The organism is Streptosporangium sp. G12 (assembly GCF_052983175.1).
Genome location: NZ_JBRIQO010000023.1, coordinates 1 through 18,407 on the forward strand (window position 1 = coordinate 1; position 18,407 = coordinate 18,407).

Sequence of the window (18,407 nt, forward strand, 5' to 3'; positions counted from 1 at the left end):
GAGGAGAGCCGGCGCAGGGAGATGTGGCTGCAGGCCTCGGCGGAGGTCACCACCAGCCTGCTGTCGGGCGCCGAACCCAGCCGGGTGCTCACGCTGATCGCGCGGCGGGCTCGGCAGATGGCCGGAGCCGACATCGCGGCGGTCCTGCTGCCGGACGAGACCGGGCGGGTCCTGCGGGTCGTTGTCGCCGACGGCGAGAACCACGGGCGGGTGGTGGACGCGGAGGCCCCGATCGCCGGGTCCCTGGCGGGCCTGGCGTTCACCGGCGGTGAGCCGGTCACGGTCACCGACCCGGCCGAGACCGAGGTCTCGATCGTGATCGCCGAGTACGTCTCGCTCGGCCCGGTGGCCGCGGTGCCGTTCGGCGCGGCGGGAGGGGTTCGGGGCGTGCTGTCGCTGGGCAAGCGTCAGGGCCGCGTCCCTTTCAACCGGGCGGAGATACGCACCCTGCATTCCTTCGCGGGCCAGGCCGCGATCGCCCTGGAACTGGCGGAGAGGCGGATGGACGCCGAGCGGCTGGGACTGCTGGAGGACCGCGACCGGATCGCCAAGGACCTGCACGACGTGGTGATCCAGCGGCTGTTCGCGGTGGCCATGACGCTGATGAGCACGGTACGGCTCGTCGATCGGCCCGAGGCCTCAGAGCGGCTGCGTAACGCGATCGACGAGCTGGACGAGACCATCCGGCAGATCCGCTCGACCATCTTCGCCCTGCAGACCCCCGGCGACGACGACGCCGGCCTGCGCGCCCAGATCGTCGCCCTGGTGGAGGGCGCGCGCGGCCACCTCGGCTTCATGCCGGGCCTGATCATGGAAGGACGGCTGGACACCGGGGTTCCCCCGGAGATCGCCGAGCACCTGCCGGCGGTACTGCGCGAGGCGCTGTCCAATGTGGTGCGGCACGCCAGGGCCTCCGAGGTGGACGTGTCGGTGGAACTCGGCGAGGAGCGGCTCGTCCTCACCGTGACGGACGACGGCGCCGGCCTTCCCGCCGACGGCAGGCGCAGCGGGCTGCGCAACCTCCAGACACGGGCCGAGGACCTCGGCGGGTTCCTCGGCACCGGGACACCGGAGGGGGGCGGCACCCGGCTGGTGTGGAGCGTCCCGCTCGAGCGGAAGGGTGACGGTTCGCGGGACACCGGGTGACCCCCGGGGCACCGGCTCCCCCCCCGCCGGTCGGGCGCGGAGCCGTCGCCGCTCAGGGACGGAACCTCCGCCGTTCAGGAAGGAGCCGTCGCCGGTCGGGGACGGAGGCGCCGTCAGTTCCGCCGATGGGCCTTCAACCGGGCCGACAGGGCGGCCGCCTGGGTGCGGCGGTCCATGCTGAGCTTGGCCAGCAGGTTGGAGACGTAGTTCTTGACGGTCTTCTCGGCGAGATGCATCCGCTCGCCGATCTGCCGGTTGGTCAGGCCCTCGCCGATCAGCTCCAGGATCTGCCGCTCCTGATCCGTCAGCGCCTCCAGGGGGTCCTTGCGGGTGGCCTGCTCGCGCAACCGCGCCAGCATGGCCGAGGTCGTCTGCGGGTCCAGCAGCGACTGGCCGCCCGCCACCGTGCGCACGGCGCCGACCAGGTCCGAGCCGTGGATCTGCTTGAGCACGTAGCCGGACGCGCCGGCCATCACCGCGTTGAACAGGGCCTCGTCGTCGGCGAACGAGGTCAGCATCAGGCAGGCCAGCCCCGGCACCCTGGAGCGGACCTCGCGGCACACGTCCACCCCGCTGCCGTCGGGCAGGCGCACGTCCAGGACGGCGACGTCCGGCCGCAGCGCCGGGATGCGGGCCACCGCGGACTCGGCGGTCCCCGCCTCGCCGATCACCTCGATGTCGCCTTCGGACTCCAGCAGCGCGGCCACGCCCCGCCGTACCACTTCGTGATCGTCGACCAGGAACACACGAATCATGACTCGAACGCTAGTCCCCTCGTGACCTCACAGGTAGGGACCAAGGTCCCTGGTGTCGCCCCCGCGCGGCCGTACGCGCTCAGGGGGCGTGCCGGATGCGGCGGCCGGTGATCTCGGCGGGGACTATCGTGACGTACAGCTCGCGGTCGCCGCCCGCCCAGGCCCGGACACCGGAGGCCTCCGCGGCGGCATGCTCCTCGGCGGAGGAGACGTGGTGGGCGCCGCCCCGGACGAGCACGCTCCAGCCCGCGCGACCGGCCTCGTCGATCCGGTCGACCTCGAAACCGATCTTGAGCTCCACGCCCCGGACACCCGTGCGCAGGTTGTCGTCGAGCGGCCCGCCGAAGGCGGTACGGAAGATGATCGAGCCCTCGCGCATCACGTAGTTGACCGGCAGGATCGCCGGTCCTCCCGGATCGTTGAAGGCCACCCGGCCCACCCCGCCGGGGGAGAGCAGCCGCAGGCACTCCTCCTCCGTCAGCCTCTCCAGCAGGGACCCGGCGGCGGGACGGCCGCGACCGGGCGGCAGGTTCGCCGCCGCGCCCAGCAACTCCTCGACGCCGACCTCCAGGGCGGACGCCAGCCGGCTCACGGTCTCCGCCGCCGGCGAGGCCGCGCTCTCCTCCAGGTAGCCCACGTACCCGATGTCGACCCCGGCCCGGTCGGCCAGCTGCTCGCGGCTCAGACCCAGGGAGTCACGCAGCCGGGCCACCCGCCTGCCCAGGTCACCGGGGGTCGCTATGCGTTCGGTCATGACATCTCCCAACGAGAAGGTGAGGACGGTGGCGAGTGGTCCCATTCCATCGCGACGGCGGGTCCCGAGGCAGGGGCCGAGGTCCCTGGAAAGCGGGTCTTTCGTCCACGGCCGGGAGCGCGGGAACACGCCGGAGCGCGATCCCGCCCGCGGCTCCGCGAGCTTTCCCTAGAAACCCAGGTCGCTCAGTCCCGGATGGTCGTCCGGGCGGCGTCCCAGAGGCCAGTGGTACCTGCGGTCCGCCTCCGCGATCGGAAGGTCGTTGATGGACGCGTGCCTCGCGCGCATCAGCCCCTCCTCGTCGAACTCCCAGTTCTCGTTGCCGTAGGAGCGGAACCAGTTGCCGGAGTCGTCGTGGCACTCGTAGGCGAAACGCACGGCGATGCGGCTCCCGTCGAAGGCCCACAGTTCCTTGACGAGCCGGTACTCCAGCTCCCTGGTCCATTTGCGCCGGAGAAACGCGACGATCGCGTCCCGCCCGTCGACGAACTCCGCGCGGTTCCTCCAGCGGGAGTCCGGGGTGTAGGCCAGGGCGACCTTCTCCGGGTCGCGGGTGTTCCACCCGTCCTCCGCCAGCCGGACCTTCAGGACGGCGGTTTCGAGGGTGAAGGGCGGGACCGGCGGACGTGTCATGTCACCATCTCCATGGTCGTGCTTCGTGCGACGGAGGCACCCGAAAAAGCGTGCCTCCATTCCGGAGGGCCGCACCACCTCGGTTCGTTCCGGACGCGGGTGCCGCCGCCCGATCCGGCGTGGCCACCTTCGTGCACGGTACGGAACCCGCGGGTCGCGTACGGGTTCCGGTGCGCGTGTCCGGGGGCTTCTTGGTGTCGCGGTGCCCTTCCCGTGGCCCGTCGCGGGGTGGGCGTGACCGTGCTTCCCGGAGCGGGCGTGACCGTGCTTCCCGGCTCCGGAGGCCGGGGGGAGTCGTGCGTGTCGCCCGGCCCGTTCGTCGACACCTCAGTTAGGTTAGGCTAACTTGAAGCGTGTGCCTCCTCCCGTAAAGAGCGCGTATCTCCCCAAACGGCTGGCCGGTCTGTGCCTGCTCGGCGGCCTGCTGCTGCTCGCCGTGCTGGGCAGTATCGTGATCGGCGCCAAGCAGATCCCGCTCGACCAGGCCCTGTCCGGAGTGTTCTCCCCGGACGGTTCGGAGGGCGCCCTGATCATCCAGGAGCTGCGGCTGCCGCGCACGCTGCTGGGGGTGGCCGTCGGGGCGGCGCTCGGACTGGCGGGCGCGCTCATGCAGGCACTGACCCGCAACCCCCTCGCCGAACCCGGCCTGCTCGGCGTCAACGGCGGTGCCGCGGTGGCGGTCGTGACGGTGATCGGCCTGTTCCGGGTGGACGACGTCCTCGTCTACGTGTGGGCGGCGTTCCTCGGGGCCGCCGGAGCCGCGCTGCTGGTCTACCTGGTCGGGTCGCGCGGCCGTTCCGGCGCCACCCCCGCGCGGCTGGTCCTGGCGGGCGCCGGGATCAACGCGGTGTTCAGCTCGCTGACGGCGGGGATGATGCTGCTCAGCCCGCGCAGTTTCAACAGCTTCCGTTTCTGGCAGGTGGGCTCGCTGTCCGGGCGCGACCTCGCCGTCTTCGTCCAGATCGGCCCGTTCCTGCTGGCGGGGACGGTGCTGGCGCTCTGCCTGGCGCGCCCGCTCAACGCCCTGGCCCTCGGGGAGGACACGGGGCGGGCGCTGGGTGCCCGGCCGGGCCGGACACGGGCGCTGGGGGCGCTGGCGGTCGTGGTGCTGTGCGGTGCCGCCACGGCGGCGGTGGGGCCGATCGCGTTCGTCGGGCTGGCGGTGCCCTTCGTGGTCCGGGCGCTGGTCGGTCCCGACCAGCGCTGGGTGCTGCCGTACTCGCTGCTGCTGGCGCCGGTGCTGATGCTCGCCGCCGACATCGCGGGACGTGTGGTCGCGGCGCCCGGTGAGCTGGAGACGGGCATCGTCACCGCGTTCCTGGGCGCTCCCCTCCTGGCACTGATGGTCCGTCGCGGAAGGGTTCCCCAGCTGTGAGCATGAGTCGTGTCCTGCGGGTCGGGACGGTGTCCCTGCGGTGGGAGCCGCGCGTCGTCGTGGTGTGCGCCGTGCTGGTGGCCGCCACCCTGGGGGCGGCCGTGTCCGTGGTCGGCAGCGGTGAGTTCCCCATCTCCTTCACCGAGGTGGTGGGGGTGCTGACCGGGCAGGGGGACCGGGCCACGGAGTTCATCGTGCTCACGCTGCGCCTGCCCAGGGCGATCACCGGCCTGCTCGCCGGTGCGGCGCTCGGCCTGAGCGGGGCCGTCTTCCAGAGCATCACGCGCAACCCGCTGGGCAGCCCCGACATCATCGGGTTCACCACGGGGTCGGCCACCGGCGCGCTGCTGCAGATCCTCGTCGTCGGCGGCGGCGCCGTCGCCATCGCGGCCAGTTCCGTCCTCGGCGCGGTGCTGACCGCGCTCGCCGTCTACCTGGTCGCCTACCGGGGCGGGGTGCACGGCTACCGGCTGGTCCTGGTGGGGGTCGCCGCGGCCGCGATGCTCGAGGCGCTCAACGCCTACCTCGTCACCCGCGCCGAGTTGCGCGAGGCGTACGAGGCGGCGTTCTGGCTCACCGGCAGCCTGAACGGCAGGGGCTGGCAGCATGCGTGGCCGCTCGCCGTGGCCGTGGCGGTGCTCGTACCGGTCGTGCTGGCCCTCGGGAGGCGGCTGCGGATGGGCGAGCTCGGGGACGACGCGGCGCAGGCGCTCGGCGTGCCGGTCCAGCGGACGCGCGCCGTGCTCGTGGTGGTCGGGGTGGGGCTGGTGGCGGTGGCGACCGCGGCGGTGGGGCCCGTCCCGTTCGTCGCGCTGGCCGCGCCGCAGCTGGCGCGCGGGCTCACCGGCAGGCCCGGCACGCAGCTCGTACCGGCCGCGCTGATGGGCGCCGCGCTGCTCGTGTTCAGTGACCTGGTGACGTTGCACCTGCCGGTCGCGGTGCCGGTCGGCGTGGTCACCGGGGTGCTCGGCGGCGTCTACCTGGTCTGGCTGCTGTCGACCGAGGGGATGAGAGGGCGGGCGTGAGGGACTCGCGTTTCGCGGTGACGGCGTGCCGGACGTCCTGGCCGGCCGAGGGGCGAGAGATCGCGTGTCCGGGATCGTCTGGGTTGTCATGAGACGCGCGTTGACGAGTGAACCCTCCTAAATTAGGTTAGCCTTACCTGACTTAAGGGGAGTTCCGTGCTGACCAGGGAAGAACTGCACCGTTCGCTGACAGAACTGCTGGGAGAGCAGGTAGAGGCACACGACAACCTCATCGAGCTGGGCATGGACTCGATCCAGCTGATGGGGCTGACCGGCCGCCTGCGCCGCCTCGGCGTCGAGGTCGGCTTCGCCGAACTCGCGCGGCGGCCCACGCTGGCCGAGTGGTGGGAACTGCTCGACGAGCGCGGCGCCATCGCACCGCATCCGCTTCCGGCCCCCACCCCCGTCCCCGTCCCCGGCTCCGTCCTCGACGGCGCTTCCGGCGCCGGCCTCGGCACGCGGCGGGAAGCCGCGGAGCCGGACGACGGGCCGTTCCCCCTCGCGCTCATGCAGCACGCCTACTGGATCGGCCGCGACTCCGGCCAGTCGCTCGGCTCCGTCGCCGCGCACCTCTACGTGGAACTCGACGGACGTGAGATCGACCCCGCCCGGCTGGAGGCGGCCGTCGTGGCGCTCGTCGAGCGGCATCCGATGCTGCGGGCCGCGATCTCCGACGACGGGACCCAGCGCGTCCTGCCGGAGCGGCCTGGACCCGCCGTCACGGTGCACGACCTGCGCGCCGTGCCGGATCCCGGTGAGGAGCTGGAACGGCTGCGCGCCGAGATGTCCACCCAGCGGCTCCCCATCGAGACGGGCCGCGTCTTCGACGCGCGGCTGAGCCTGCTGCCGTCCGGCACGGCGCGGCTGCACCTGGACGTCGACATGGTCGCCGCCGACGCGATGAGCTACCGCACCCTGCTGGCCGACCTCGCGGCGCTGTACGAGGGCGAGAGCCTGCCGCCGATCGGCTACAGCTACGCGCGCTACCTCGCCGCCGACCCGCGCGCCGAGGCCCGCGCCCGTGACCGGCGCTGGTGGGGCGAGCGGCTCGGCGAGCTGCCCGGGCCACCGGAACTGCCGGTCGTGCCGCAGCCGGGCGACCGGGTCGTCCGCAAACACCACTGGCTCGCCCCCGAGGACAGGCAGCGGCTGATCGCCCGCGCCCACCGGGAGGGCGTCACCCCCGCGATGGCGCTCGCCGCCGTCTTCGCCGAGGTGATGGGCGCCTGGTCGGCGACCCCGCGCTTCCTGCTGAACCTGCCGCTGTTCCACCGCGAGCCGATCCACCCCGACGTGGACGCCCTGGTCGGCGACTTCACCGGCTCCATCCTGCTCGAGGCCGACCTGTCGCGGGAGCTGCCGTTCACCGAGCGCGCCCGCGAGCTGCAGGCGCTGCTGCACACGGCCGGCGAGCACAGCGACTACTCCGGCCTGGAGGTGCTGCGCGACCTGTCGCGGGCGCGGGGCGAGCAGGTGCTCGCGCCGATCGTCTACACCAGCGCGCTCAACCTCGGCGAGCTGTTCGGCGACCGGGCGCGGCGCAGCTTCGGAGAGCCGGAGTGGATCATCTCCCAGGGGCCGCAGGTGCTCCTCGACGCCCAGGTCACCGAGGTCTCCGGCGGGCTGCTGCTGAACTGGGACGTGCGCGACCCCGCCTTCCCCGACGGCGTCGCCGACGCGATGTTCGCCGCCTACACGGGCGCGATCACCCGCCTCGGCGCGCCGGACGCCGACTGGGCCGAGCCGCTGCGGATCGGCGCCTCGCCGGACCAGCTGCGCCTGCGGCACGAGCTCAACGCCCAGCCGGCGCTGCCCGCGCGGACGCTGCACGAGGAGTTCTTCGCGCGGGCGCGCCGCACCCCCGGCCTCGCGGCGCTGCACTGGGGCACCGGTGACGCCGGCGGCACGCTCACGTACGGCGAGCTGGCCGACCGCGCCCTGCGCGTCGCCGCCCATCTCGTGGAGCGGGGGGTGCGGCCGGGAGACCGGGTCTCCGTCGAGCTGCCCAAGGGGCCCGACCAGGCGGTGGCGGTGCTCGGCACGCTGGCGGCCGGGGCCGCGTACGTGCCCGTCGGGGCGGGGCAGCCCGCCGCCCGGCGGGAGAGGATCCTCAAGACGGCCGGGGTCGCGGTCTCGCTCACCTCGGCCGTGACGCACCCCGCCCCGCTGGACGGGCCGGTGCCCGTCCCCCCCGACCAGGTCGGCTACGTGCTGTTCACCTCGGGCTCGACCGGGGAGCCCAAGGGCGTCGAGGTCTCGCACCGGGCCGCGATGAACACGATCGGCGACCTGGTCGAGCGGTTCTCGATCGGTGAGGCGGACGTGTCGCTCGCCGTGTCGGCGCTCGACTTCGACCTGTCGGTGTTCGACCTGTTCGCCCTCTGGTCCCGCGGGGGCGCCGTGGCGATCCCCCTGGAGGACGACCGCCGTGACGCCACCCGCTGGGCCGAACTGGTCGGGCGGTGGTCGGTGACCGTGCTGAACTGCGTGCCGTCGGTGCTGGAGATGCTGCTGCAGACCGGCCCCGCGCCCAGCCTGCGGCTGGTCCTGCTCGGCGGCGACTGGGTCGGCACGCACCTGCCCGCGCTGCTGCGGGAACGCTCGCCGGGGGCCAGGTTCGTCGCACTCGGCGGCACGACGGAGACCGCCATCCACTCGACCGTGATCGAGGTCGACGGCGAGGTGCCCGCCGACTGGACGGCGATCCCGTACGGCGTGCCGCTGCGCGGGGTGGCCTGCCGGGTCGTGGACGAGGCCGGGCGCGACCGCCCCGACTGGGCGCAGGGCGAGCTGTGGATCGGCGGCGCGGGCGTCGCGGACGGCTACAGCGGCGACGCCGAGCGCACCGCCGACCGTTTCGTCGTCCACGAGGGCACCCGCTGGTACCGGACCGGGGACATGGCCCGCTACCGGCCCGACGGCACGCTGGAGTTCCTCGGGCGACGCGACCACCAGGTGAAGGTGCGCGGGTTCCGGATCGAGCTCGGCGAGGTCGAGACCGCGCTGGAGAACCACCCCCGGGTACGCCGCGCCGTCGGCCTGCTCGCCGACTCGCGGCTGGCCGCCGCGGTCGTGCTCGCCGAGGAGGCGGGGGAGACCGGGACCGAGGAACTGCTCGCCCACGTACGGGAGCTGCTGCCCCCGCACATGGTCCCGGACCTGCTGGTGACCCTGGACGCGCTGCCGCTCACCGCGAACAACAAGGTGGACCGCAGGGCGCTCGCCGCCCTCGTCACCGCGGCGGCCGGGGAGACGGGCGCGCCCTACACCGCCCCGGGCAGCGCGCTGGAGCGGGTGCTGGCCCGGATCGTCGGCCAGGTGCTCGGCGTGCCGAGGGTCGGCGCGCACGACGACATCTTCGCGCTCGGCGGCGACTCGGTGCTGGCCACCACCGTCATCGCGCGGCTGCGCGAGGCGCTCGACGCCTCCTCGCTCCCGCTGCGCGCGCTGTTCACCGAGCGGACCGTGTCACGCGTCGCCCAGCGGTTCACCGAGCTCGAGGAGACCCCCGGCAGGCTGGAGGCGGTCGCCGAGATCTGGCTCATGGTCGAGGGCATGTCCGAGGACGAGCTCACCGAGCGCCTGGGCGCCGGAGAGCCCGGCCGGTAGGACCTGGTTACCGCCTCGGGCCGGGGCGGCACGCGCCCATGTTCGCCGTCGAGAACGGCTCGCAGACTGCCTGCGTGGTGTTCCTGGCGGCGGACCGGGCGTGCACGGGCCACGCCACGACGTGGTCACCGGTCTACTCCGCGCCCGGCAGCGCGTGGTGGACCCACAACGTCACCGTCTCGGCCACCCGCACCCACTGACCGGCGGTCCTTGCTACGGCTCAGCCTCCACCCGGTGCTGGATCGCCGGGCCGTGGTGGACGCGGACCTGTTGGTATGGAACTGCAAGTCCGGCGGTCCCAACGGCCGGCTGCGTGGCGACAACCTCGGGTCGGGCATCGCGGCCGCCCGCGTCATCTCCGCCTGGACCCTCAACGGCACCACGAACACCTCGAGCTGGTCCAGGCGGCCCTCGTTCTCCAGCAGCCTGGAAGGCGGAAACAGAGCCGGCTACGACGACGAGGCCGGCCCCGCCGGCTGGTGCGCAAAGGAGGAGCAGCTCGTACACCGGGTCGCCGGCATGGCCCGCGCCTGGATCGAGCAGGGCGTGGCCGACCGGACACCCTCCCACCCACCACCAAGGGCCCCGACCGGGGGCTGCGCATGTGAGCGCAGGGGCGGACATGGTGGAGCTTTCGGAGCCTTCTGTGCGGGCGTGGGTCGGGGCGTGGTCGTCGCGGCCCGAAGCATGGCCGCCGGCTCCGCGTTCCTCGGCCCTGTGACCCGCGAGGAAACGCTTCGTGTCGCCCGGTCCAAGTACGGGTGTAAGGGCGAACGACGAAGGGAGCGAGGCTGGTGCGCCTCAACGAAGACCCTGCGGCCTTTGAGGCCTTCTATCGCCGCCACATCGATGCCGTGCTGAAGTTCGTGGTCCGGCGGGTGAGCGATCCTCACCTCGCCGCCGATCTGACGGCGGACATCTTCTTGGCGGTTCTGGATTCCGCGGACACGTACACGCCGGGGCGTGGCAGCGAGATCGCCTGGCTGTACGGCATCGCGCGCAATGTCGTGTCGGCCCAGTTTCGCAGGGCCACGCGGGAGGCGCGGGCGACCGGTCGCCTGGCGGGGCGCCGCCTGATGGACGACGACGACCTCGCGCGGATGGAGGAGCGGATCGACGCCGAGCGTCAGATGCGCAGCGCTCTGGAGGCCATGAGGGGCCTGTCCGAGGGCGAGCGCGCGGTGCTGGAGCTCATGGCGATCGATCAGCTCACCGTCACCGAGGCCGCCGAGGCGTTGGGCATCAGGCAGGTCACCGCGCGAGTCCGGCTGCACAGGGCCAGGCGTGCCCTCGAACACTTCACCTCGCCATCGGCTGTGTATTCGGAAGGACGGGCATGAGCAACTTCGAAGATCGTCTTCTCGGTGCACTCAAGGAAGAGATCACGAGCAGGAAGGCGGAGGACAAGATGACGACTGTGGCGCCGGCCCGGGACGGCTTCCGGCGGCGATCGGTGAGGTTGTCCGCCGCGGTGACGGGGGTCGCGGCGGCCACCACCGCGGTGGTGGTGGCGACCGGCGTCGTCGGCGGCCCGGCCTACGCGGTGACCAGGGGCGCCGACGGCGGGGTCAGCGTGGAGATCCACGCGTTCACCGATCCCGACGGGCTGGAGGCCGAGCTGGCCGGGGCAGGGGTCAAGGCGGTGGTGGACTACCTGCCGCAGGGGCAGACCTGCAAGCAGCCGCGGGGCACGCGAGGTGGCGGCTCCGGGCGGTTCGCCGCGAGCATCGGGCGGCAGGGCGACGGGATCAGCTTCAAGATCGAGAAGGGGCAGGTGCCAGCGGGATCCACGCTGGTGCTGACCGTCTCGAAGAGCGAGGACGGCGACGACAGGCCTCCGTTCGCGACCACGCTGCAGATCGTCCAGGGTGCGGTGTCGCAGTGCGAGCCCACCTCGATGCCGGTGCCGGCTGACGGCGGTACCACGGGGAAGCCGGACCAGGGGCCCAGCTTCGACACGGGCACGGAGAAGCAGGACCAGGGCCCGAGCCTGGACAGCAAGACCGGGTGACGCCTCATGCACGGCCCGGCGGCCCCCGAGCGACGAGGGGCCGCCGGGCCGCGTGCTCCGATGTCCCGGGCGGGTTCGGGCAGTTTGGGTTGCTTGCCCTTGAGCTTGCCGTTCTTCGGGGCAGTTGTTGACGTCACCGATGACCAGCCTGGGTAACCCGCTGCGAGCTGCGCCATGATCTTGACAACACACCTGGCGCAACCGAGATAATTCAGCCGCCCGACAAATAAACCAAGCATTCTAGAGCTTCGCCCCCGGACACGGCCGGTGCCGAGGGCCTCGGATTCATCTGCGCGACCAGCTCGCCGCCGGCCATCTGGTCGCGCCCCCTGCCGACCAACCGCGCCACCTGACCCTCACCCGACAACCCCCGGAGGAACGATGCCCCTCGTCGCCGGGGTCGACTCGTCGACCCAGTCGTGCAAGGTCGTCATCCGCGACGCAGAGACCGGGAAGCTGGTGCGCGAAGGTCGCGCACCGCACCCCGTCGGCACCGCCGTGCCGCCGGCCGCGTGGGAGGCCGCACTGTCCGACGCGGTCGCACAGGCCGGCGGACTGGACGACGTGGCGGCTGCCTCGATCGCCGGGCAGCAGCAGGGCATGGTGTGCCTGGACGAGGGTGGCGCGGTGGTCCGGGACGCCGTGCTGTGGAACGACACCCGCTCGGCCGGCGCCGCCGCCGACCTGATCTCGGATCTCGGCGGTGGCGAGGCGGGACAGCGAGCATGGGCGGAGGCGGTCGGCCTGGTACCGGTGGCCAGTTTCACCGTCACCAAGCTGCGCTGGCTGGCCTCGGCGGAGCCGGGCAACGCCGCCCGTACAGCCGCGGTGTGTCTGCCGCACGACTGGCTGACCTGGCGGCTGTCCGGCGCACCGGGCCTCGATGCGCTGCGCACCGACCGCAGCGAGGCCAGCGGGACCGGATACTGGTCGGCCGCGACCGATGAGTACCGCCTGGACCTGCTCCGGTTGGCGTTCGGCCGCGACGACGTGCTGCTGCCGCAGGTGCTCGGGCCGACCGGTCAGGCCGGGCACCTGCGCACCGGCGCGCCGCTGGGCCCCGGCGCCGGCGACTGTGCCGCGGCGGCGCTGGGTGTCGGTGCCGAGCCTGGCGACGTGATCGTGTCGATCGGCACCTCCGGCATAGTGTCCACCGTTTCCGAGGTGCCGGCCGCGGACCCGAGCGGGATCGTGGCCGGGTACGCCGACATGACCGGCCGGTTCCTGCCGCTGGTGTGCACGCTCAACGCCGCCCGGGTGCTGGACGCGGCCGCGACCATGCTGGGAGTGGACCACGCGGGGCTGTCGGCGCTGGCGCTGTCCGCACCGCCGGGCGCCGACGGGCTGGTCCTGGTGCCCTACCTGGAGGGCGAGCGCACACCGAACCGCCCGCACGCCACCGGAGCCGTGCACGGCCTGACCCTGCGGACCTCGACCCCCGCACACCTGGCCCGCGCGGCGGTGGAGGGCATGCTGTGCGCCCTCGCCGACGGGCTGGACGCAATGATCGAGCAGGGCATGACGGTCAACCGGGTCATCCTGGTCGGAGGCGGCGCCCGCTCGGAGGCGGTGCGCCGGATCGCTCCCACAGTCTTCGGCCGCCCCGTGCTCGTCCCACCACTGGGGGAGTACGTCGCCGACGGCGCCGCCCGTCAGGCGGCCTGGGTGTTGTCGGGCGGGCAGCGACCGCCGTCGTGGACGGTCGGGCAGGTCGAGACGCACGAGGCGGACGCCGTGCCGGCGATCCGCGAACGGTACGCCGTGGCCTGCGCGAACATCCTCGATATCCCATGAGGACAATCCGGCGATTCGACGAGCCAAGCGCGGCGTACGGTCAGAGCCAGGACGATCCCCGACTTCGGAAGGTGTCGCCATGGCTGACGACAACGCGCGAGCGGAGATGGAAATCAGCCCCGTTGGCGGCGTGAGTCCATCAGGCATGTGTGTGCCATGGGCGCGAACTCCGGGTGCCGTGTCGCGATGACCCGCTCGAATGCCGCCTCGGGATTGGGAGAGTTCACGGCCATCCGGTACGCGTGCTGGGCGCCGCGCAGTGGGGACACCCTGTTTCCGCGCCGCCGCCGGCAAGAGGTCGGCGAAGGAGTCGGATTCGGCCGCACGTCGTCGCCGGCGTTCAGGCCACCACCGCATCCCCCGTCACCCCTCCGGTCGAGAGCCTTGCCTCGTCCTTCAGTCACCCTCCTCGCGGGTCAACACGAAGCGGCGGCGAAAACTTGGAGTGGCCGATCCAGGGACGGCGCCGTCGAACGGGTGTACTGGGACAGCGGGATCGCATACCTGCGCCTCGCTCGCGCCACCTTCCCGAGTCAGCGTCTGGGGGAGAGCCTCAGCACCGCTTTGCCGCGGGAGAGAGACACCACCCGTATTCCGATGCCGTTGACCGACCCCGTCGAGCGGAGGCCGAGCACCGCCTGCGAGGTCACCCCGGGCCCGGTGGCCCGCACCCGCACGGAGGTCCGGCCGAAGGAGATGGACAGCCGGGTGACGCCGAACCGGGGGCTGACCCGGAAGCGCACCGCCTTCGAAAGGGTGAGGTTGCACTTCCCGTCGTAGCACGCGCGGAGATTCGGAGCGGCGGTCTTCCCCCGCGCGGCGGCGCCCGTCGCCGGGGCGGCGGCCGCGACCGGCGCGAGGACGGCCGCTCGTGTGTCCGCCGGTGTCAGGCCGGAGTGCGCCGGTGCGGTGCCGCCGGTCAGGGCGGCGACCAGCAGGAGGGCGACGGTCGTCTGAGCCATGCTCTTCCTCTCGTCTTTCCGCCGGACTCCTCCCGGGATGGGCGGTGGCTCGCCGGCCGGGCGTCGCCGGTGGTCGTACGTTGACATGGATATGACGGGTTTGCTGTCACTCCTCACCATCTGACAGAGTCGGCCGTTTTTCCAGCCGTTCCCTCACATCGCCTTCGCCGGTTTCGCCGGGCTCACCCGGGCTCCGGTTTTCGTCGGCCCGGCGCGGCCAGGAGTCCTGGACCGGTGCGACGTTCCTCGAAGCAGGCCGGGCCCTTCGGGGCCTGTTCCTCACGCTGAGACGGCCGCTTCCGGTGACTCCTCGTCAGGCGTGCCGAATGGACGACGCCCGGTCACACGAGGCCGCCGGTGTCGCTTCCGCCGGAAAACATTGACGAGCGGAATTCGCCCTGGTGAATCCAGTGCTTCCGAAGTCATGGCCAAGGTTAATTCAGTGCTCCCGAAATCATGGCCAAATGGCGAACAACTCAATATGATCGCCGGAGAGGCTCGGTAAAAGTCCGGGCCGATCCGTTCCGGTACTGGTAAGACCGCTTATCCGAGTTTCGCGGGTCGCCGTTCCCGTGAGGCCCGACGGTTACGATCCGTGTTCTCCGGGTTCCCCGGTGGTGCGGCCTCCACCGCCTTTCCCGGGGAGACGGGCGGTGGTCTCGCGGTGATGGCCGAGGGCGCCGGCGACGACGAGGGCGGGCGTCCGCGGGGCCCGCCGCCGGATCGCGGCGCGGTCGCCGGGACGCCGATCCCGTCGGGGCGGACGAGCGGACGGGCGGACGGCCGGGGCGGCGAGGCCTGCCCGGCGGACGCGACGAGGGCCTCGTGGCAGGGACCGGGCGCCGTGTCACCCCGGGCCGACCACGCTCCGCCACCTGGCGGCCGGGGGCACGTCCTGGACCGTTCTTCCCGGCATCTCCCGGACCGATCTGGCCTGTGACCTGGGCAGGCTTGCGCATCGCCATCGATGGACCGCTCCGGCCGCGACGTCCGGGAGGGCGGGCCCGCCGGCGGGCGTCTCGTCCTCCTCCGGCGGCCGGGCCTTCCCGGCGTACGACACCGCCCGGCGCGTGGCGACCGGACCGCCCCCCCGGATCGACGCGGCGGAAGCCGGAAGGACCGCCGCGCGCCGGCCCGGGACGCGTGAAGGGCCCGGCCCCTCAAAGGGCCGGGCCCTTGGACCGGTTCGTGGTTCACACCGGGTCCGCCACGGGTGCTACCGCCACGCCGTGAAGTGCCACTTGTTGGGCTGCGACCAGGTACAGGCTGTCACCTGGTATCCCGAATCCCTGACCGCGTACCTCCAGTAGTTGCAGGTACCCGCGTCCGAGTAACCACCGTAGAACCTGCTTTCGGCGTGGGCTACACCACCAAAGGAGAGAACCGTTCCGGCGATGGCGAAGCCGGCGACGCCGACGACCACTCTTTTCACGAGACTCATGCTTTGGACCTTCCTGATAGACCCCCGCAGGGAATTGCCGCTGCCCATTGATCTTCAACCAGCGATTACCAATATGCAAGACCATCTTTGAAATTCGGCGTCCGGCGCCAAACGATCGGCGGGAAAAGGCGGGAAAAAGTAGCGGAGCGTGATCGGGCCGGAGGCGGCCGGGGTGACGTTGTGGATCGACGGCATCTCCGGTAAGAGCTCGCGCTGATCGGCAGGAGCTCATGGGCGACGCCTCGGCCGGTGTTCGCACAAGGCCTTCGGCGAGTCCGCGACGGACGGCTTCCAGTGGTTAGCCTCTGACGGTGCGCACCCGGACCGCTCTGCAGGCACTCACCCGGCATCCGCTGTCCTTCCTGCGGTCCCGGTGGCCGTGGCGATCACTGGCGTACCTGTCGTCGAGTGCCGTGCTCGGCGTCACCGTCGTCATCGTCGCGGTGTCGATCTCCTTTCTGGAATCCGTCCCGCTCATGGTCGCCGCCGGGCTGGCCGCCGCCGGTCTGCTCGTTTTACCGGTGACGGGGTTCGAGCGGTGGCGACTGCGGCTGATCGGCCTCGCCCCGCCCGCCCGCGCGCCTGACGAGCCGTGGCGCGGGGTCGGCCTGACGGTGGCCTCGCTCCTCGCGCTCTGGTGGATCGACCTGGTGGTGGTCTGCTTCACCGTCGGGGGCCCTGTCGTGTTGATCCTGTCGCCCGTCCTCCAGCCGGTGGAGGAGACGTGGGCGCTCACCGCCGCGCTGACGGCCTCGGCCGCCGGATTCCTCCTGCTTCCGGTGGCCGCCTACGCCTTCACCGCCTGGGCGGGGGCGCGCGGAGCCATGACCAGGGCGCTGCTCGCCCCACACGAAACCGAGCTGGCCGAGGTGGTGCGCTCACGCGCCCGGCTGGTGGACGCGTTCGAGATGGAACGCCGCCGGATCGAGCGAGACCTGCACGACGGCGCCCAGCAACGGCTTGTCGCGCTGAGCATGAGGCTGGGACTGGCCCGGCTCGACCTGCCGCCGGACTCGCCGATCGCCGAGCAGATCGAGCAGGCCCACGAGGAGGCCAGGCGGGCCCTGGCCGAACTGCGAGAGCTGATTCGCGGCGTGCATCCGCAGGTGCTCACCGACCGCGGTCTGGCCGCCGCCGCCCGTGACGCGGCCGGGCGCTCTCCGATCCCGGTGGAGGTGAACGTCTCCCTGCCGCGGCGGCTGCCCGAGGCGGTGGAGGTGACCGCCTACTACGTCGTCTCCGAGGCTCTGGCGAACATCGCCAAGCACAGCGGGGCGGGCAGGGCCCGGGTGCTCGGCCTGCTGGTCGACGATACGCTGATCATGGAGATCCGCGACGACGGGGCCGGTGGTGCCGATCCGGCCGGCGGAACCGGCCTGATCGGGCTGGCCGACAGGGTGGCCGTGGTCGACGGCAGGCTGTCCCTGTCCAGTCCGGCCGGCGGGCCGACGACGATGCGAGTGGAGATTCCGTGCGGGTAGTGATCGCCGAGGACGCCGTTCTTCTCCGTGAGGGCTTGGCCGGCCTGCTGGAGCGCTTCGGGCACACGGTCGCCGCCTCGGTCGGCGACGCCGTCTCCCTCGTCACCGCGGTGGAGGAGCACCGGCCCGACATCGTGGTGGTCGACGTGCGGATGCCGCCCGGCTTCACCGACGAGGGGCTGCGCGCCGCGCTCGCACTGCGCACGGCGCACCCGGAACTGGCCGTGCTGGTGCTCAGCCAGTACGTCGAGCGGACCTACGCCGCCGAGCTGCTCGGCTCCGGTCGCGGCACGGGCATCGGTTACCTGCTCAAAGAACGGATCGGGGACGTCGGCGAGTTCGTCGACGCGCTCGTCCGGGTCGCGGAGGGCGGCACGGTCATCGACCCCGAGGTGGTGCGGCAATTGCTCAGCGGGCGGCGCGATCCGCTGCGGCGCCTCACTCCGCGGGAGCTGGAGGTCCTCACCCTGATCGCCGAGGGACGGGCCAACGCCTCGATAGCCCGGGCTCTTTCCGTCACCGGCGCGGCGGTCGCCAAGCACATCGCGAGCATCTTCGACAAGCTCGATCTCCCTCCCGCCGCCGACGGCCACCGCCGCGTCCTGGCCGTCCTGGCCTACTTGCAGGCCGAGCCGAGGTAGTGCCAGGTCTACCCCGGGTCTTGGTCCCCGCGCCAATGTGCGGCGGGCGCCGCACCGGTTGGATCGACGGCATGGCAACCACCTCTTTCGAATTCCCCGGCCGCTGGGCCGAGGGTGCCGGGCTCGTCCTCGGCCCGGTTCTGATGCTCGCCGGAGTGCTGCTCCGCGTCGACGTCGACGACTTTTTCCCCGGGCAACTCGTGGCGTTCGCCGCGGACCCCGGCAGGATGACCGCCTCCTACAGTGCCTTCGCCGCGGGGAACGTCCTGCTGTGGCCTGCCGTCATCGCCCTGGTCCGGCGCGCGTGGGCGACCCAGCCGCGGTGGGCGCTGTGGGGCGGTGTGATGGTCGTGCTCGGGCTGTTCGCCCGCGCCTTCCACACCGGGATCAATCACTTGATCTTCCAGGTCACCGGCGCCCAGGGGGTGGAGGCGGGGCGGCAGGCGGTCGACGGCTACTACGGTGCGTTCCACGTGCTCCAACCGTTGTCGATCGCGATCCTCCTCGGCTGGGTCGTGCTGGCCGTCGGCGTATGGCGGGCAGGCGTGCTGGGGACCGTCAGGTCCGTCGCCCTGGCATCGATGAGCGCGCTGCCGATCGGCGTGCTCAAGGGCACGGGTCCGATGTCGATCGTCGCCACTCTCGGCCTGTGCGTCGCGCTGGTGCCGCTGGGGGCCCGCATCCTGAAGGACGGGCCCGCGCCCAGGTGGTGGGCCTATCCGCTCGCGCTGGGCATGGGCACCGCGGCCGTGCTCCTCGGCATGGCCGGTTGACGGCCGG

The 18,407-nt window shown here is 72.4% G+C and carries 16 protein-coding genes; 11 read left to right on the top strand and 5 right to left on the bottom strand.

Annotated elements, in window-relative coordinates:
* Positions 1-1,146 (top strand): GAF domain-containing protein (locus ACVCAG_RS31610; RefSeq protein ID WP_440087142.1); only part of this gene is annotated, 1,146 nt, incomplete at its 5' end.
* A gap of 113 nt (positions 1,147-1,259) precedes the next feature.
* Here the strand turns inward: ACVCAG_RS31610 and ACVCAG_RS31615 are convergent.
* The 3 genes from ACVCAG_RS31615 to ACVCAG_RS31625 all read right to left on the bottom strand — a co-directional run bounded on the left by ACVCAG_RS31615 (position 1,260) and on the right by ACVCAG_RS31625 (position 3,288).
* Positions 1,260-1,901: a response regulator gene (locus ACVCAG_RS31615; protein WP_440087141.1), complete on the bottom strand. Its 642-nt coding sequence runs from the start codon at positions 1,899-1,901 to the stop codon at positions 1,260-1,262.
* 79 nt (positions 1,902-1,980) lie between these two features.
* The gene (locus ACVCAG_RS31620) at positions 1,981-2,655 is read right to left on the bottom strand and encodes a pyridoxamine 5'-phosphate oxidase family protein (protein ID WP_440087140.1); all 675 of its coding nucleotides are present in this window, start codon (positions 2,653-2,655) and stop codon (positions 1,981-1,983) included.
* Between the two features lie 168 nt (positions 2,656-2,823).
* On the bottom strand, positions 2,824-3,288 hold the full coding sequence (locus ACVCAG_RS31625) for a nuclear transport factor 2 family protein (protein WP_447190981.1): 465 nt from the start codon (positions 3,286-3,288) through the stop codon (positions 2,824-2,826).
* Between the two features lie 355 nt (positions 3,289-3,643).
* Here ACVCAG_RS31625 and ACVCAG_RS31630 point away from each other — a divergent pair, with 355 nt between their 5' ends.
* From ACVCAG_RS31630 to ACVCAG_RS31660, 7 genes are all read left to right on the top strand, one after another.
* Positions 3,644-4,663 carry an iron chelate uptake ABC transporter family permease subunit gene (locus ACVCAG_RS31630; protein ID WP_440087137.1) on the top strand — a complete coding sequence of 340 codons (1,020 nt, stop codon included), beginning with the start codon at positions 3,644-3,646 and terminating at the stop codon, positions 4,661-4,663.
* Between the two features lie 2 nt (positions 4,664-4,665).
* A complete protein-coding gene (locus ACVCAG_RS31635; RefSeq protein ID WP_440087150.1) occupies positions 4,666-5,688 on the top strand; it encodes an iron chelate uptake ABC transporter family permease subunit in 1,023 nt (340 codons plus the stop codon).
* Positions 5,689-5,844: 156 nt separating this feature from the next.
* Positions 5,845-9,297, top strand: coding sequence for a non-ribosomal peptide synthetase (locus ACVCAG_RS31640; protein WP_447190982.1), 3,453 nt, complete (start codon positions 5,845-5,847; stop codon positions 9,295-9,297).
* Between the two features lie 38 nt (positions 9,298-9,335).
* Positions 9,336-9,497 (top strand): hypothetical protein, encoded by a 162-nt coding sequence (locus tag ACVCAG_RS31645; RefSeq protein ID WP_440087135.1) that lies wholly within the window; start codon positions 9,336-9,338, stop codon positions 9,495-9,497.
* Positions 9,498-10,091: 594 nt separating this feature from the next.
* Entirely contained in the window at positions 10,092-10,637 is a 546-nt protein-coding gene (locus ACVCAG_RS31650; RefSeq protein ID WP_440087134.1) for a sigma-70 family RNA polymerase sigma factor, read from the top strand.
* Positions 10,634-11,308, top strand: coding sequence for a hypothetical protein (locus ACVCAG_RS31655; RefSeq protein WP_440087133.1), 675 nt, complete (start codon positions 10,634-10,636; stop codon positions 11,306-11,308). The genes ACVCAG_RS31650 and ACVCAG_RS31655 overlap by 4 nt, the downstream gene beginning before the upstream one ends.
* 381 nt (positions 11,309-11,689) lie before the next feature.
* Positions 11,690-13,102, top strand: a complete 1,413-nt coding sequence (locus ACVCAG_RS31660; protein WP_440087132.1) for an FGGY-family carbohydrate kinase — start codon at positions 11,690-11,692, stop codon at positions 13,100-13,102.
* Between the two features lie 533 nt (positions 13,103-13,635).
* Here ACVCAG_RS31660 and ACVCAG_RS31665 read toward each other — a convergent pair.
* Both ACVCAG_RS31665 and ACVCAG_RS31670 read right to left on the bottom strand, forming a co-directional pair.
* Positions 13,636-14,064 carry a hypothetical protein gene (locus tag ACVCAG_RS31665; protein WP_440087131.1) on the bottom strand — a complete coding sequence of 143 codons (429 nt, stop codon included), beginning with the start codon at positions 14,062-14,064 and terminating at the stop codon, positions 13,636-13,638.
* A gap of 1,216 nt (positions 14,065-15,280) precedes the next feature.
* The gene (locus ACVCAG_RS31670) at positions 15,281-15,505 is read right to left on the bottom strand and encodes a hypothetical protein (RefSeq protein WP_440087130.1); all 225 of its coding nucleotides are present in this window, start codon (positions 15,503-15,505) and stop codon (positions 15,281-15,283) included.
* 311 nt (positions 15,506-15,816) lie between these two features.
* Between ACVCAG_RS31670 and ACVCAG_RS31675 the strand changes: the two genes are divergently transcribed.
* The 3 genes from ACVCAG_RS31675 (at position 15,817) to ACVCAG_RS31685 (ending at position 18,400) form a co-directional block, all read left to right on the top strand.
* Entirely contained in the window at positions 15,817-16,986 is a 1,170-nt protein-coding gene (locus tag ACVCAG_RS31675; protein ID WP_440087129.1) for a histidine kinase, read from the top strand.
* The gene (locus tag ACVCAG_RS31680) at positions 16,977-17,627 is read left to right on the top strand and encodes a response regulator (protein WP_440087128.1); all 651 of its coding nucleotides are present in this window, start codon (positions 16,977-16,979) and stop codon (positions 17,625-17,627) included. The genes ACVCAG_RS31675 and ACVCAG_RS31680 overlap by 10 nt, the downstream gene beginning before the upstream one ends.
* A gap of 71 nt (positions 17,628-17,698) precedes the next feature.
* Positions 17,699-18,400, top strand: coding sequence for a hypothetical protein (locus tag ACVCAG_RS31685; RefSeq protein WP_440087127.1), 702 nt, complete (start codon positions 17,699-17,701; stop codon positions 18,398-18,400).
* The last annotated feature ends 7 nt before the right edge of the window (positions 18,401-18,407 follow it).

What these genes read in the sequence shown, in the direction of transcription:
- ACVCAG_RS31645 (WP_440087135.1), top strand. Translation starts at nt 9,336, where the DNA reads ATGTTCGCCGTCGAGAACGGCTCGCAGACTGCCTGCGTGGTGTTCCTG.
- ACVCAG_RS31655 (WP_440087133.1), top strand. Translation starts at nt 10,634, where the DNA reads ATGAGCAACTTCGAAGATCGTCTTCTCGGTGCACTCAAGGAAGAGATC.
- ACVCAG_RS31660 (WP_440087132.1), top strand. Translation starts at nt 11,690, where the DNA reads ATGCCCCTCGTCGCCGGGGTCGACTCGTCGACCCAGTCGTGCAAGGTC.
- ACVCAG_RS31620 (WP_440087140.1), bottom strand. Translation starts at nt 2,655, where the DNA reads ATGACCGAACGCATAGCGACCCCCGGTGACCTGGGCAGGCGGGTGGCC.
- ACVCAG_RS31635 (WP_440087150.1), top strand. Translation starts at nt 4,666, where the DNA reads ATGAGTCGTGTCCTGCGGGTCGGGACGGTGTCCCTGCGGTGGGAGCCG.
- ACVCAG_RS31670 (WP_440087130.1), bottom strand. Translation starts at nt 15,505, where the DNA reads ATGAGTCTCGTGAAAAGAGTGGTCGTCGGCGTCGCCGGCTTCGCCATC.
- ACVCAG_RS31615 (WP_440087141.1), bottom strand. Translation starts at nt 1,901, where the DNA reads ATGATTCGTGTGTTCCTGGTCGACGATCACGAAGTGGTACGGCGGGGC.
- ACVCAG_RS31625 (WP_447190981.1), bottom strand. Translation starts at nt 3,288, where the DNA reads ATGACACGTCCGCCGGTCCCGCCCTTCACCCTCGAAACCGCCGTCCTG.
- ACVCAG_RS31665 (WP_440087131.1), bottom strand. Translation starts at nt 14,064, where the DNA reads ATGGCTCAGACGACCGTCGCCCTCCTGCTGGTCGCCGCCCTGACCGGC.
- ACVCAG_RS31685 (WP_440087127.1), top strand. Translation starts at nt 17,699, where the DNA reads ATGGCAACCACCTCTTTCGAATTCCCCGGCCGCTGGGCCGAGGGTGCC.